We start from the raw sequence: 13,200 nt of genomic DNA, 5'->3' as shown, positions 1-13,200 counted from the left end.
GCCACACCCGCTCCGGTACGGCGGGTAACGCAGGGGCGGAAGGGATGCGAGATCGCGCGCAAGCGGAGCAGAGGGCGTCCGGGTTGTACTGGCTGAGCCGGCAGCCGCAGTCGTCGCACTGTCGCAGCGCCTGCTGGGCCACCTGTACCTCCCCTAACGAAAGTGCGCCGACCGCCGGCGTAGCCCGCCGAAAACCGAGATCACCTCAGTGATATCACCGGCGGAATGTGCGCACCGGGCGTTTCCCGGTCAGCCTTGTGCCTCAATCAGCCTCTGTTCAGGGCCGATTACCACTCGCAGCACGAGCTCGTCCGGTCCTGTGTACCTCTCGCACCGGTTCGGCGGCAATGTCGTCGGGAATGGGCTTGGGCTCCGCTGCGGGGGACTTGGGCCGGGAACGAGCCGCATCACCGACGGTTCGGAAGGGGGACGCATCCATGGCGGTCAGCATCTCCGCTGTCGTGCTGCTCGCGGTCCTCGTCTTCCTCTTCGTCAAGAAGGGCGGACTGAAAGCCGGACACGCCGTCGTGTGCGTGCTCCTGGGGTTCTACCTGGCCAGCTCTTCGATGGCCCCCGCGATCGCCGAGGTCGCGACGAACGTCGCGCGCCTGATCAGTGGGATCAAGTTCTAGACCGGGCGCTGGCAGTCCTGTGGCTCTCTCCGGCCGCGCAGCGATCCTGTCCGGCACCAACGCCCCTCTCTCTGCCGAGGAAGCATTCGATGACCGAGAAAAGTATGACGCACCCTTGTGCCGCGATCGAGAGCACGAGGTTTCAGCTTTCCCGGCCCTCGACTGCGACCGGCGACCACCCCGGTCACGGGGCGCACTGATGCGCCCCGTGTACCACCCGGCCGGCACCGATGAAGCCCTCGGTATGGCCATGGTCGAGTTGCAGGCCGGCCGGTGGAGACCGGCGCGTGACTTGCTGGCGGCAACTGGTGGGCAGTGGGGGCTGCGGACGTCGCGTACGCAGGTGCTGGCGGTCACCGCTGCCCACTCCGACGTGATGGGCGTGTGGCTGGCTGAGGAGCCGCACAGTTACGACGCGCAGGTGATGCGTTGCCGAGTGTCGGTGGAGCGAGCCCTGCGCGCCCATCACCAGCAGCACGCAGGCGCTGCGGCATTGGAGGAGGCTGCACGGCATGCCTCGCTGATGATGGCGCACCGGGAGCCGCGGGATCCGGTTCCCTGGATCTGCTTGCTCGCCCTCGCACAGATCGATGGACGCCAGGTGCGGCGGGAGCACCGTGAGGTCTCGGCAGAGCCGATGCTGCCGAGCGGGCCGTGGGGGCTGCTGCACGGGATCAACCAGCGCGACCCGTACAACCGGGAGGCGTATCACCGGGTACTGCAGTTCATACTGGCCCGCCCCGTCCCACCGGCGGCCTCACTCGCCGCGGTCTTCGACTTCGGCCGATGGGTGGCCTCGTGGTCGCCGGCGGGTTCCCCGTTGCTGCTGTTGCCGCTGTATGCGCTCGTTGAGCAGTGCCGGCAGCAGTCCCTCCAGCACCGTGCCGATCCGCTGTGGCGTCGGCAGTGGGCGCAGGAGCCGACGATCGCGTACACGGTCAAGGCGTTCCACCACTGGTTCGAGCAGACGGACACCGCGCCGCGCTCGGTGACAGACCTGCACCACCTGGCGTACGCCTTGTGGGCCGGCCACCGGTTCGTGGAGGCCGCCGAGGTGTTCACAGCCGTGGGCACCTACGCCTCGCGGGAGCCGTGGGCGTCCGTCCATGAGGACCCGAACCATCCCGACGGCGGCGAGGCTCTGCTGCTGCGGGCCCGCCGGGAGTCACTGTCCTTCGCACGCACCCACGCACCTCGCGCCGGACCGGTGCGCTGACCGTCGCGCACAGCAAACACGACTTGGCATGCACCTGACTTTTCGTACTCGTTCCACCCACTCCATGGAGGATGTCCAGTGTTACGAACACGCCCGACTCGCCGCGCGGCGGGCGCCCAGGCAGATGACGCGTTCCTTCGGGAACTGGGCTACGAGCCGGTGCTGGCCCGCCGCATGGGCCCGTTCGGCAACTTCGCCATCAGCTTCTCGGTGATCTCCGTGCTGAGCGGCTGCATGACCCTGTACGGCTTCGGTCTCGCGACCGGGGGTCCCGCCGTGATGATGTGGGGCTGGATCGCCGTCGGCGCCATGGTGATGCTCGTCGGAGCCGGCCTCGCTGAGGTCACCTCCGCGTACCCCACCTCCGGCGCCCTCTACTACCAGGCCGAGCAGCTCGGCGGGCGCAAGTGGGGCTGGTACACGGGCTGGCTCAACCTGCTGGGCCTGCTCGGTGCGATCGCCGGCATCGACTACGGTGCCGCGCTCTTCACCGGCGCCTTCTTGAACCTGCAGTTCGGCTTCGTCCCCACGCCGGGCAAGATCATGGCGATCTACTTCTGCATCCTCGCGCTGCACGCCACCCTCAACCTCTTCGGTGTCCGGCTCGTGAGCATCCTGAACTCCATCAGCGTGTGGTGGCACCTGGGCGGGGTCGCCGCCATCGTCGGCGCGCTGGCGATCGTCCCGTCGCACCACCAGTCCCCGTCCTTCGTGTTCGGGGAGTTCGTCAACAACACCGGCTGGTCCAGCTCGCTGTACGTGGTGCTGATCGGGCTGCTGCTCGCGCAATACACCTTCAGCGGGTACGACGCCTCCGCCCACCTGTCGGAGGAGACCACCAACGCGCAGGTCTCCGCCTCCCGCGGGATCATGCGGGCGATCGGCTGGTCGTGGCTGGCCGGGTTCGTGCTGCTCGCCGGGCTGACCTTCGCCATCCAGGACTACGCCGCCACCCAGGCCAGCGCCACCGGGGTGCCGCCGGCACAAATCTTCCTCGACGCCCTCGGCGTCGCCGGCGCGAAGGCCCTGCTCCTGGTGGTGATCGTCGCGCAGCTGTTCTGTGGCAACGCCGAGACGGCCGCCGCCAGCCGGATGGTGTTCGCCTTCTCCCGCGATGGCGCGCTGCCCGGGTCGCGGCTGTGGCGTCACGTCGATGCCCGTACCGGCACCCCGACCCGCGCCGTGTGGCTGGCGGTCGGCGTTGCCGCGGTCCTGGCGCTGCCGTCGCTGTACAGCCCGACCGCGTACGCCGCCGTCACCGCGATCAACGTCATCGGGATCACGCCCGCGTACGCCATCCCGATCTATCTGCGGATCCGCAACCGCCACCGGTTCCAGCCCGGCCCCTGGAACCTGGGCCGGTGGGGCGTGCCCGTCGGCATAGTCGCCGTGGCCTGGGTGGTCTTTGTGACCGTGCTGTTCTGCCTCCCCCAGACCCGGCCCGACTCCGGGCTCTTCTCCGTGACGACATTCAACTACGCGCCCATCGCCCTGCTGGTCGTCCTCGCCCTGGCCACCCTGTGGTGGCGCATCGCGGGACGGGACTACAAGGTGCCGACCGCGGCAGCCGACGCCGGTTCGGGCATGGCCAGGATCCAGGAAGAGGTCATCTGATGACCGGCATCCCCACCCCGGCCAGCACGACGTCGCGCCCGAGCAGCCCGGCGCAGCCCGACACCCAGACCGCGTCCACCGGCCAGCGGCGGCCGGCCCGGGCGTTCAGCGTCGACGAGCTGCGCAAGGCCGTCGCAGCCGGTGTGATCGACACCGTTCTCCTCGCCGTGCCGGACTTGCAGGGCCGCCTCAAGGGCAAACGGTACGGGGCGCGGCACTTCCTCGACCGTGTCCTCGACGGCGGTGCCGAGATGTGCGCGTACATCCTGGCCACCGACGCCGACATGACGCCGTCCGACGGCTTCGCACTCACGTCCTGGGCGAGCGGGTATGAGGACCTGACCGTTGTGCCGGATCCCTCGACGCTGCGAATCCTGCCGTGGATGCCACGCACCGTGCTCGTCCTCGGCAACGCCGTCGACCTCGACGAGGATCCCATCGACGTCGCACCCCGGCAGATCCTGCGCCACCAGCTGACCCGCCTGGCCGCCCATGGACTGCACGCCCAGGCCGGACTGGAGACCGAGTTCGTGCTCTACCACGGCAGCCACACCCCTTCCGCCCGGGTCGGCCACGGGGGACTCGTGCCTGTTACCGCGGAGAACCTGGACTACGCCCTCGACCACACCCCGGAGGCCGACCGGTTCTTCCGGCGCCTCCAGGGCTCGCTGGCCAAGGCGGGCATGCCGGTGGAGGCGGTCAAGACGGAAGGCGCGCCGGGCCAGGTGGAGATCACCTTCCCCTACGGTCCCGCGCTGCCCGCGTGCGACAACCACCTCGTCTTCAAGCACGCTGTGCGCACCCTGGCCGGCCGCTCCAGCATGACGGCCACCTTCATGGCCTCCCCCCAGACCGGCCTGGTCAGCGGCCTGCACCTGCACATCTCCCTCACGCGCAGCGGCAACCCCATGATCGCCAATCCGGACGGACGGCTCTCGGAGATTGGCGAGCAGGCCGTCGCCGGGCTCCTGGTCACCCTGCCCGGGCTCGCACCGCTGTACGCGCCGAACACCAACTCGTACAAGCGCTACGTGCCCAGCTCGTTCGCCCCCACCCGAATGACGTGGGGCTGGGACAACCGGACGTGCGCGGTACGCATCGCCGGCCACGGAACGGGTCTGCACTTGGAGGTCCGCGTACCGGGAGCCGACGCCAACCCCTACCTCGCCCTGTCCGCAGCCATCGCGGCAATCACCCACGGCATCGAACGGCAACTCATCCCGCCGGCGCCCTGCACCGCCAACGCCTACGAGGCCGCCGACGCACCCCTGCTGCCCCTGACCCTCGGCCAGTCCCGCTCCGCCTTCCGGCACAGCCCCGTTGCCCAGGAAGCATTCGGGAAGGTGGTGGTCGATCACTACGCCCACCTCGCGCAGCTCGAACTCGACCACCACCGCGGCACGGTCACCGACGCGGAGCAGGCTCGCTGGTTCATCCGCGCCTGACCGCGCGCCACCGAGACCAGGCCCCGGCCGGGAGAGTTCCCCCCTCGGCCGGGGCCTGCCCAACCAGCATGCCGAGCCACCACCACCGCTACGGAAGGCCAGTCCCATGTCCACACGGCCCGCCACGGCCGCCTCTCATCCGACCCCCGCGCAGGTGAAGATCGCCGGAAAGCTCGCCCAGGGCATGAGCACCGCCAAGGCGGCGGCTGAACTGGGCCTGTCCGAGGGCACCATCGCGATCCAGATGTCGCACGGCAACCGGCGGGCCGGTGTACGGCACCGCCACGCCCTGCTCCACGCCTGCTACGTCACCGAACAGCTGCCCCGACCAGAACAGACGGGGCCACCGCCCGGCGGCGTTGACGACACCGAGACCAAGATCCTCTGGTCCCTCGCCCTGGACGGCACGTACGCCGAGATCGCACAGCACGTCGGCCTGTCTCACGACGCGATGAAGAAGAGGATCCGGGCGCTCCGCAGGCGTTGGGGGGCCGAGCACGACCCGCATCTGATAATGCTCGGCTGGCAGTTCGGGGTGCTTAACGCATCCAACGGAACCGGTGGGCGCCACGTCGCATGACCGGCCTCCGGCGGCGCTGTGACCGCTGGCAAGCTACACCCGCACAGCAAGACAACACTACGCACTCCCCACATCACCCAACGTGATCAACCTGGGTGGCGGCTGGCCAACCTGAAGGGCGTACCGGCATGACCGACATCCCCGCGAGGATCGAAGACCTCCGGGCACACTACAACCAGCGCCGCATGCACTCGCCGTCCAGGAGGCGGTGACCGTCATGGGGGAAATGAACTGGGAGGACGAGATGACGGCAGAGGTGCTGGCCGACCGGTACGGCATCGAGGCCGAGTCCGTCGAGCAAGTACCGATGGGCACCGACACCGTCAACTGGCGCGTGGTGACGTCCTGTGGGCAGCGGTTCTACGTCAAGGAGTACCCGGCGACGGCCGATCTGGAAGCGGTCCGTGCGGCATGGGACATGTCGGAGTTCTGCCGGGCCGCTCGGCTGCCGGTACCGCGGGTATGGCCCGACCGAGACGGCAATCTGCTCAGCATGGCCGACGGCAGCCCATGGGCCGTGGTCGAGGAGGCTCCTGGGAAGGTCGCGACCTCCGCGATGACGGTGGCACTCGCGGAGCACACCGGCATGGTCCTGGGCCGGATGCACCGGGTCCTGGCCGCCTATCCTCTCCCCCGCCGCCGCCAGCAAGTCCGATGGCGCACGGGGTCCGTCGAAGATGCCCTGTCCAAGTGCGACACGGTCCTGGACACCGCCCACCTCCAGCAGGCCGACAACCTCGACCAGCTCCGGGACCAGATCGCCCAGCGGCGCGAGGACCTGCACACCCAGGTCGGCCAGCTGAGGGCCCACCTGCCCGGGGACCTCGTCGAGCAGGCCCTGCACGCCGATTTCAGCCGCACGAACCTGCTCGTCCAAGCCGACGTCGTCACCGGCGTCATCGACTTCCGAGCCGCCAGAGCGGTACCCGCCTGGGAGCTCGGGCGGGCGGCGTGCGACCCGCGCACCCTCGCCAACTCCGACCAGTGGGCCGACTGCGTGCTGGCGATGGCAGCCGCCTACCGGTCCGAGAACCCGACAATGCCGGTTGCCGAAATTCGGCATTGCGCGCGGATCGCGCTGCTGTACATGCTATTCAGCTTCTACGGCGCCACCATCCTCGAGTACGACCTCCCGGACGAAGCCGAGGCGGACCTGCGACGGTACTGGTCGGAGCGGCAGACAAGCATCCGGCGGCTGATCGAGGGCCTGGCGGATCTCGAAGACGCACTGGCCGGACCCTCATGACCAGACGCCCGGAGGCCCTCCGATGCTGCTCACCGTCCTGATACAGAACACCTGCGAAGGCGGCCACGCCCGATGGCCTCTTCTCTCCGAACGGATCTCGGCGGCTCGGCCCGATATCGCGCTGTTGCAGGAGCTGCAGGGCTGGAGCTCCGCGGGCCACCGCCAGACCGTACGCGCCGAGCAGGACCTCGACATGGAAGCCCTGCTCGCCCCGTCCCGAAGCGGACTGGGCACCGGCGTCCTCTACCGCCGCGCGACCGTGAGCCGACGTGTCTACTGGAACACCGACTACGCGGCCGATGAAACCCACCACGGCCTCGGCACCGCCGGCTTCGACATACCCGGCCTGCCCATTCCGCTGACCGTCACCCCGGTGCACTTCATTACCAGCGCACGGGCGACGAGACGCTGCTGCGCCCCACGGGCACGGATGACCGGATCGACCAGATCTGGGTGAGCGTCCCCCTGGTCCCCGCCCTCATCTCCTACCGTCTGCTCGACGCACCGTCGGGCGCGAGTGATCACCACGGCGTGGCGATCACCCTCGACACCGACCTGATCAACACCGACCATCCCTGGACGTACCGCTGAACCCCAGCCCACCGCCCCAGAGGCAAGGAGAAACGTCTGTGCACGACTTCTGGGAGACCCACCACTGGCCGGACGGTGCGCACCGCGCCCACTGGCACCTGACCTTCGAAGGGCAGGACGACGTCCACCGCTTCGTACGCGACCACCGGCCACTGCTCGACGACTATCCGCAGCTGACGCCCGTGCCGGTCGAATGGCTGCACGCCACCCTCCAGTCCATCGGCCCCGTCACACCCGAACAGGCCCTGGCGCTCACCGACGCCGCCCATGCCGCTGTCGGCGGAATGGAAGCTTTCGATATCGAGGTCGGCCCGCCCAGACCATCCACAACGGCCTCGTCGCCTCCCTCTACCCCGAGGAAGCACTCTCCAACCTGTATGGGGCGCTGCGCGACGCCACCGAGGGCGTCCTCGGCGCCGGCGCCCTCGGATCCCGGCCGCAGCGGCCGTGGCCTCACATATCGCTCGCGTACTCGAACTGCCGTTGGCAGGACGAGGACTTCCGCAGAACCCTGGTCAAGGACGTGAGACCCAAGCGTGCCCGGATGACCGTTGCCCAGGTCTCGCTCGTCGACCAACAGCAGGAATGGCGCACCCGGTACTCCTGGACCACGATCTCCACGATCCCGCTCGCCACGGCGTCCGACCGCGGCGCCGGCGACAGCGGAGCGGGCCGGTGAAACGGTTCACTCCCAGCGCTGCCCGCCACCGGGGCCCTCAGGAGTTCTTCGCCAGACCCCCGGCGCGGCACGCTAGAAGTCGTACAGCGCGAAGTCAGCAATCGGGCGGTACCCAATCCGCTGATAGAGGCCGTTACTGGTGGGGTTGGCCAAGTCCGCAAACAGCAGGACCTCCGCCGCGCCCGCGGCTAGAGCGGCCCGACTCACCTCGACTGTCGCGGCGCCCGCGTAACCGCGGCCGCGCAGGTGGGCCGGGGTATAGACGGGGGCCACCCGGATCTGGCCCGCGACCATGGGGGTCCTGCCCGCCATGGACACGGGGGTGCCGGCCGGGGTCTCCCAGAGCGTGACGCGTCCGTGGGCGATGCGCGTGTCCGCCCACGAGCTGCTGTTGTCCACAGAAGGGGTTCCTCCGATGTCGGTGACGAACTCGCGATGCCAGAGCATGAGTTGCTCGCGGTCCTGCTCGCCCGCCACTCGCCCCCGGCCCTCAGGGAACGGCTCCGGCGGCGTGAGCGTGCCCAGGCGGTACAAGCGCTCCCGCTCGTGCAGCGTCGTTATTGCGCCCGTGTGCCGCTGCCAAGCCTCGGCGAAGGATGTGGCGGTGTCGTGATCCGCGTTGACGCCGGGGAGGCGGTGGCCGAGGTCGGCCAGGTGGGCGGCGAGGCTGTCGGCCTCTTGGGGGGTGAGGGGGGTGAGGGTCAGCCGGCGCGGCGGGGTACGGAAGAAGGTCGCACGGACCTCGCCCGCTCGCTCCAGCAGGCCGAAGATGGGGGCGTCGGTGCCGTACGCGTCCGCCCCGCGTGTACTCAGTGCCTCGGTCACCGTCAGCGGGACGGTGTGCAGGACGGGACGCGAATGCAGGAAGTCTCCGGCGCGAGCGAGAAAGTCGTCGAGATTTTCGGTGAGGTACCAGTCATCCGGATTCATGCCTCACAATCCCGCGTGCCGTCGGCATGCGCGCGAGGTTTTCCACTGAGAGGCGCGAAGACGTCCGCCGCCAAGAAGGCTCCCCCGCCGACGGCCACAGCGCCTGGGAGATCTCCTGGACACCGATCGCTGTACTCCCCCTCGGCCGCGGGAACTGAAGTCTCACCGGCAGGCAGAAGCAACCGCAGATGATGCTCACACCGCCTCTGGAAGAGACCCTTGCGCAGGCCGAACAAGCATGACACCTGGGCCAGTTCGGCGAGTCAGAACGGCTGTACGACAGCGTGGTCACCGCGCTCGCCGCAGTCGCGGACACCGATGAAGACATCTGCCGGGTGCTGCACGGGTTCGCGCTGACGCTGTACGGCCTCGAACGGTACGCCGAGGGCGAGTACCACCTGCGCAGGGCTCTGACGGGCCGGGGCAAGGCGTTCGGCTCGAGCGCGCCGGAGACCATCGACACGCTGGCGCGCCTGGCCGAGGCCATCGGCGAGCAGGGCCGCTGGATCGAGGCGGAAGCCCTGGCCCGCGAGGCATTCCGCCTCGGCCAGAGCGCGCTCGGAGTCGGCCACGACGTCACCCCCGGGGCCCTGCTGGCGAGCGCCTGGGTGACGGTGTCCTCGGGCATCCCGCACGCGGACACGGCGGCCCGTGCCGTCGTCATGGCCCTGGAGGGTTCCACCCACGCCGCCTCCGCCCGCAACCTCCTCGTCGTCGCCCTCCGCAAGAGCGGCCGGTACGAGGAGGCCGAAGACGTGGCCCGCGAGACGCTCGTCATGCGCGTGGAGCAGCTGGGCCCTGATCATCCGCACACCCTGCTCCTGCGTTCCGATCTCGCGCTCACCCTGCACGCCGCCGGCCGCACGACCGAGGCCCTGGCCTTGGCGGAGGAAGGCCTGGCTGCTGGCGAGCGAGCCCTGGGGCTGCACGCCCCCTGCACGGCGCGGCTACGCAAGGCCCACGAGACGATCGCCGCCTGAGCGTCCGCCCGCGTTCGGTCATCGTCCGGTGTCGGCCGAACTGATCGAACCCGAAGTCTGTGCGCCAGTCCAGTGGCAGACTCCCCCCATGGCCACCATCGACATAACGGGACTCGAACCTGCCGCCGTTGTTGCCGCCCTGTACAACCACGCCCGGCCAGTCGGGCTGGGCGTGGCGGCCGATGGCAGTGCTAGGCAGCTGAATGTCGACGAGGCGCGGCGGCTGCTCGATGAGGTGCCGACGATCTCTGTGCGGCAGGCGCCGCCCTCGGACGTGCCGTATGCCGACATCTTCGGCAACCTATTCATCAATTACCTTCAGGGCCGCCCTCTGTACGTCTCGATCACCGGCTCCGCACTGGACACAGGCCGCTACGACCGGGATCACGGCGACGGCGCCGGCGAGCGCATCGTGGAAGACCTGAAGCAGACCCGTGAAGCAACGACTTCGGCAGACTTGGACGCGGCTACGGGAGCAGAAGCATGAGGACCGGCACCCTGGCCTTCAGCCACCAAGTGGACGTCGCCGCTTACCATTCCCTGCCCATACTCCCCACCTGGCACCCCTGCAACAAGTATCACGGGCACGACTATCGGATCACCATGGAATTGACCGCACCGGCCGGCCTCGTCACCGCTGACGCAGCCGACCAGCTGCGAGTGGCCGCCGCCGAACTCGTCAGACCCGGTGGACCGCTTCACATGGAAGAGCTGGGGTACCTGGACGGCGGGGAGTTCGATCCTCGCGCAGACAGCCAGTGGCTCGCCGGCTGGGTGCACCGGTGGGTGGCCGCGCGCCTACCAGAAGCCCTGAGTACCTACCTGGTGATCCAAGTTCAGGCTCCCGCAGTTGACCGCATCCCCATGGTCCACCGGGGCAGCGCAATCCCGGTGGAACACAACGGGCAGCCGGTCTGAGACACCCCTGGCAAGGGCCGGGACTCGTACCGCCACCTCGCCCTGATCGCGCAGGGCTTTGCCGAGAGGCCCAATTCGGCGATGCCGCCCCGCTCGAGACCGAACAGAACTGCGAGAGGATCACACCCATGGGCACGTTCGCATCCGCCGCCCCCTACTACGCCCTATTCCGGCCCGGCTACCCGGACGCCCTCTACCAACACTTGCGAACGCAGTTCGGCCTCAATGGAAGCCAGCACATGCTCGACCTCGGATGCGGGCCGGGAACCATCGCGCTGCCCCTGGCTGCGCACGTGGCCGTCGTACACGCCGTGGACCCCGAACCGGCGATGCTCGCCGAAGGCATCCGTCTCGCCCACGAGCAGGGCGCGGCGAACATCGCCTGGCGGGCCGGGGACTCGACCATGCTGAACCGTATGGGGCTGCCGACGATCGCGCTGTGCACCATGGGCAAGGCCATCCACTGGATGGACCAGCGAAAGGTCCTCGCCGACCTCGACCACATCATCGCACCGGCAGGCGGTCTCGCGTTCGTCTCCGGGGCTGCTCTGTACGAGCGGCCGACCTGGCTCGAGGTCATCGAGCGAGTCGGTACCAACCACCTTGGCCCCGGTTACCGGCAGACCTATGGGCCTGCCACACATCCAGCAGATGCCCTCGACCAGTACTTGTCCGCCTCCACCTTCTCCAAGTTCTCCACGACGACCTTCGAGCAGCCCCTGGAATTCACGGTGGACGACCTGGTAGGCATGCAATTCTCCTTCTCCTACACCAGCCCTGCCGTCCTCGGCGCCCGGAGGGGCGCGTACGAGAAGGATTTGCGGGCGGCCCTGGCCGAGTTCGAACCGTCCGGGGTCTTCCGCGAGGTCCGGCACATCGAGTGCACCACCGCCATCCGGGCGTGACCTCCACGGCCTTGGCCGTCAGCTGATGCCCGAGGGAACCTTCTGGGTGGGTCAGGGTGGGGGTGTGGCGGGTCGGCACCGACAACCCCGGACATCCGCGGGAGCTGACCGAGGCCCTCGCGTACGAAGTCGGCGACCAGGTGGTCCGGGAATACCGCGACGTCCTGCGGACGCGTCAGGCCGCCTGAAGCTCGGCCACCAGCCGCGCGGCTTCCTTCCTCGCCGGCACCAGCAGGGGATCGTCCTCGTAGGCGTGAGGGCCGACGATCTTCGACAGGAAGAACAGCGCCATCAGCTTGCCGTCCCGGCTCTCCAGATCCGCCCGCCGCTCGCGGTGGACCCGGTCCGCGAGTTCCGGGACGGCAAGGGCGTTGCCCCACAACGTTGCTGCGTCCAGACCGCACGGGGCCATGCCCCAGTCCTCCCAGTCGATGATGGAGAACTCCGGGCCCATCACGTTCGCCCACGTCAGATCCGCGTGCGCCGCAGCCCACTGCCCGACCAGGGTGTCCTCGACCTCGGGGAAGACCTCGCCCAGCTTCGCCGTCACCAGTCCCTGCGTCATCAGCTCGGTATCCGGGGTGGCGACGCGCGGGGTGCGGTGGGCGGCGAGCGCGTCGAGGGAGGTGTTCAGCGCGGCCCACCACCTCTCGGGCAACTCAGGGTCCCTGGGGACGAGGGCACCCTTCCCGATAGGCGGGGCGCTGATCAGCTCCAGCTCATCCGCCCGCCACATCGCCGGCTCACTCTCGTCCCGCCAGGCCAGCCCCCGGTACCACTGCGGCATCACCACACCGTCAAGGACAGCGGCGGCCTCAGCCCCGTTCCACCCCTGGACGCCGATCCGCTCGAACCCCCGCCGCTCGATCCGCACCCACGTACCCCGATCGGTCCGGCCGCCCAGCGACCGGCGTTTACGGATCACCGTGGCCCGGTCCAGGCGCAGCCCCAGCCCCTGCTCCACCCGGTCCAGCACCACATCGACCGGTTCCATACGCAGATCCACTACGCGAGCCGCAGCCAGAGTCATAGAGGCGAGGGTAGCGAGCCATCCCTGTCTCAGGCAGACGATCCGGACACACCCCACCGTTCGACCCGCCAGGAGGGCGGGGCGGTATCGCTCCCCGGTTCGGGTGACGACCCGGGGTACGCAACCCGGACCGGCCAGTCGCGTTGAGCAGGCCATGAAGATCCGAAGCCTTGCCCACGGTGGCATGGCTGGAAGCCAAGCACCACCCCGACAACGCTGCTTCCGGCCGCGTCCTCGCCAAAGTGGGCTTCACCCGCATCGGCGTTGTCGACCTCCACGCTGGCGACGTGGCTGGCGGGCTGCCGCCGTCTGCACCGCCGCTATGAGCGCAAAGCCCCGCACTTCCTGGCTTTCGCCGGCATCGCCGCCGCTCTCATCTGCTACCGCCGTCTTGCCAGGTAGGCGGTTGTGAGCGATCACGAAATTCGGTTCTG

The 13,200-nt window shown here is 69.1% G+C and carries 16 protein-coding genes and 1 pseudogene; 15 read left to right on the top strand and 2 right to left on the bottom strand.

All coding sequences use genetic code 11. From position 1 onward, the window contains the following. Positions 1 to 437: 437 nt before the first annotated feature. The 9 genes from ACLLJJ_RS28360 to ACLLJJ_RS28320 all read left to right on the top strand — a co-directional run bounded on the left by ACLLJJ_RS28360 (position 438) and on the right by ACLLJJ_RS28320 (position 8,003). Positions 438 to 632, top strand: coding sequence for a hypothetical protein (locus ACLLJJ_RS28360; RefSeq protein WP_434596599.1), 195 nt, complete (start codon positions 438 to 440; stop codon positions 630 to 632). Positions 633 to 831: 199 nt separating this feature from the next. Continuing rightward, a complete protein-coding gene (locus ACLLJJ_RS28355) occupies positions 832 to 1,848 on the top strand; it encodes a hypothetical protein (RefSeq protein ID WP_434596597.1) in 1,017 nt (338 codons plus the stop codon). A 78-nt stretch (positions 1,849 to 1,926) separates the two neighbouring features. Next, positions 1,927 to 3,462: an amino acid permease gene (locus ACLLJJ_RS28350; RefSeq protein ID WP_434596594.1), complete on the top strand. Its 1,536-nt coding sequence runs from the start codon at positions 1,927 to 1,929 to the stop codon at positions 3,460 to 3,462. After that, on the top strand, positions 3,462 to 4,907 hold the full coding sequence (locus tag ACLLJJ_RS28345; protein WP_434596592.1) for a glutamine synthetase family protein: 1,446 nt from the start codon (positions 3,462 to 3,464) through the stop codon (positions 4,905 to 4,907). The genes ACLLJJ_RS28350 and ACLLJJ_RS28345 overlap by 1 nt, the downstream gene beginning before the upstream one ends. 106 nt (positions 4,908 to 5,013) lie before the next feature. After that, entirely contained in the window at positions 5,014 to 5,487 is a 474-nt protein-coding gene (locus tag ACLLJJ_RS28340) for a hypothetical protein (RefSeq protein WP_267838872.1), read from the top strand. A 217-nt stretch (positions 5,488 to 5,704) separates the two neighbouring features. Beyond that, positions 5,705 to 6,733 (top strand): phosphotransferase enzyme family protein, encoded by a 1,029-nt coding sequence (locus tag ACLLJJ_RS28335; protein WP_434596590.1) that lies wholly within the window; start codon positions 5,705 to 5,707, stop codon positions 6,731 to 6,733. 22 nt (positions 6,734 to 6,755) lie between these two features. Then, the gene (locus ACLLJJ_RS28330; RefSeq protein WP_267838874.1) at positions 6,756 to 7,190 is read left to right on the top strand and encodes an endonuclease/exonuclease/phosphatase family protein; all 435 of its coding nucleotides are present in this window, start codon (positions 6,756 to 6,758) and stop codon (positions 7,188 to 7,190) included. Beyond that, positions 7,187 to 7,324 (top strand): hypothetical protein, encoded by a 138-nt coding sequence (locus ACLLJJ_RS28325; RefSeq protein ID WP_434596588.1) that lies wholly within the window; start codon positions 7,187 to 7,189, stop codon positions 7,322 to 7,324. Before ACLLJJ_RS28330 ends, ACLLJJ_RS28325 begins: the two co-directional genes overlap by 4 nt. Before the next feature lie 544 nt (positions 7,325 to 7,868). Next, positions 7,869 to 8,003 (top strand): hypothetical protein, encoded by a 135-nt coding sequence (locus ACLLJJ_RS28320; protein ID WP_434596587.1) that lies wholly within the window; start codon positions 7,869 to 7,871, stop codon positions 8,001 to 8,003. Positions 8,004 to 8,075: 72 nt separating this feature from the next. Here ACLLJJ_RS28320 and ACLLJJ_RS28315 read toward each other — a convergent pair whose 3' ends face one another. After that, complete coding sequence (locus tag ACLLJJ_RS28315; protein WP_434596585.1) at positions 8,076 to 8,933, bottom strand: GNAT family N-acetyltransferase; 858 nt, start codon at positions 8,931 to 8,933, stop codon at positions 8,076 to 8,078. 284 nt (positions 8,934 to 9,217) lie between these two features. Between ACLLJJ_RS28315 and ACLLJJ_RS28310 the strand changes: the two genes are divergently transcribed. The 5 genes from ACLLJJ_RS28310 (at position 9,218) to ACLLJJ_RS28290 (ending at position 11,924) form a co-directional block, all read left to right on the top strand. Continuing rightward, positions 9,218 to 9,913 carry a tetratricopeptide repeat protein gene (locus ACLLJJ_RS28310; RefSeq protein ID WP_434596581.1) on the top strand — a complete coding sequence of 232 codons (696 nt, stop codon included), beginning with the start codon at positions 9,218 to 9,220 and terminating at the stop codon, positions 9,911 to 9,913. A gap of 88 nt (positions 9,914 to 10,001) precedes the next feature. Further along, positions 10,002 to 10,400, top strand: a complete 399-nt coding sequence (locus tag ACLLJJ_RS28305) for a hypothetical protein (RefSeq protein ID WP_267838879.1) — start codon at positions 10,002 to 10,004, stop codon at positions 10,398 to 10,400. Continuing rightward, entirely contained in the window at positions 10,397 to 10,831 is a 435-nt protein-coding gene (locus ACLLJJ_RS28300; RefSeq protein WP_434596579.1) for a hypothetical protein, read from the top strand. The genes ACLLJJ_RS28305 and ACLLJJ_RS28300 overlap by 4 nt, the downstream gene beginning before the upstream one ends. 128 nt (positions 10,832 to 10,959) lie before the next feature. Continuing rightward, positions 10,960 to 11,736: a class I SAM-dependent methyltransferase gene (locus ACLLJJ_RS28295; RefSeq protein ID WP_434596577.1), complete on the top strand. Its 777-nt coding sequence runs from the start codon at positions 10,960 to 10,962 to the stop codon at positions 11,734 to 11,736. Between the two features lie 56 nt (positions 11,737 to 11,792). After that, complete coding sequence (locus ACLLJJ_RS28290; RefSeq protein ID WP_267838882.1) at positions 11,793 to 11,924, top strand: hypothetical protein; 132 nt, start codon at positions 11,793 to 11,795, stop codon at positions 11,922 to 11,924. Here ACLLJJ_RS28290 and ACLLJJ_RS28285 read toward each other — a convergent pair. Continuing rightward, a complete protein-coding gene (locus ACLLJJ_RS28285; protein ID WP_324290102.1) occupies positions 11,912 to 12,766 on the bottom strand; it encodes a hypothetical protein in 855 nt (284 codons plus the stop codon). The genes ACLLJJ_RS28290 and ACLLJJ_RS28285 overlap by 13 nt on opposite strands. A gap of 285 nt (positions 12,767 to 13,051) precedes the next feature. On the opposite strand from ACLLJJ_RS28285, the pseudogene ACLLJJ_RS28280 reads away from it, so the two are divergent. Further along, positions 13,052 to 13,168: pseudogene (locus ACLLJJ_RS28280) on the top strand (IS5/IS1182 family transposase); the annotation flags it as partial. Positions 13,169 to 13,200 lie beyond the last annotated feature (32 nt).

The sequence above is a fragment of the Streptomyces sp. A5-4 genome (assembly GCF_051131715.1).
In the GTDB taxonomy this organism is placed as follows: domain Bacteria; phylum Actinomycetota; class Actinomycetes; order Streptomycetales; family Streptomycetaceae; genus Streptomyces.
This window is presented reverse-complemented; position numbering and strand designations above follow the sequence as displayed.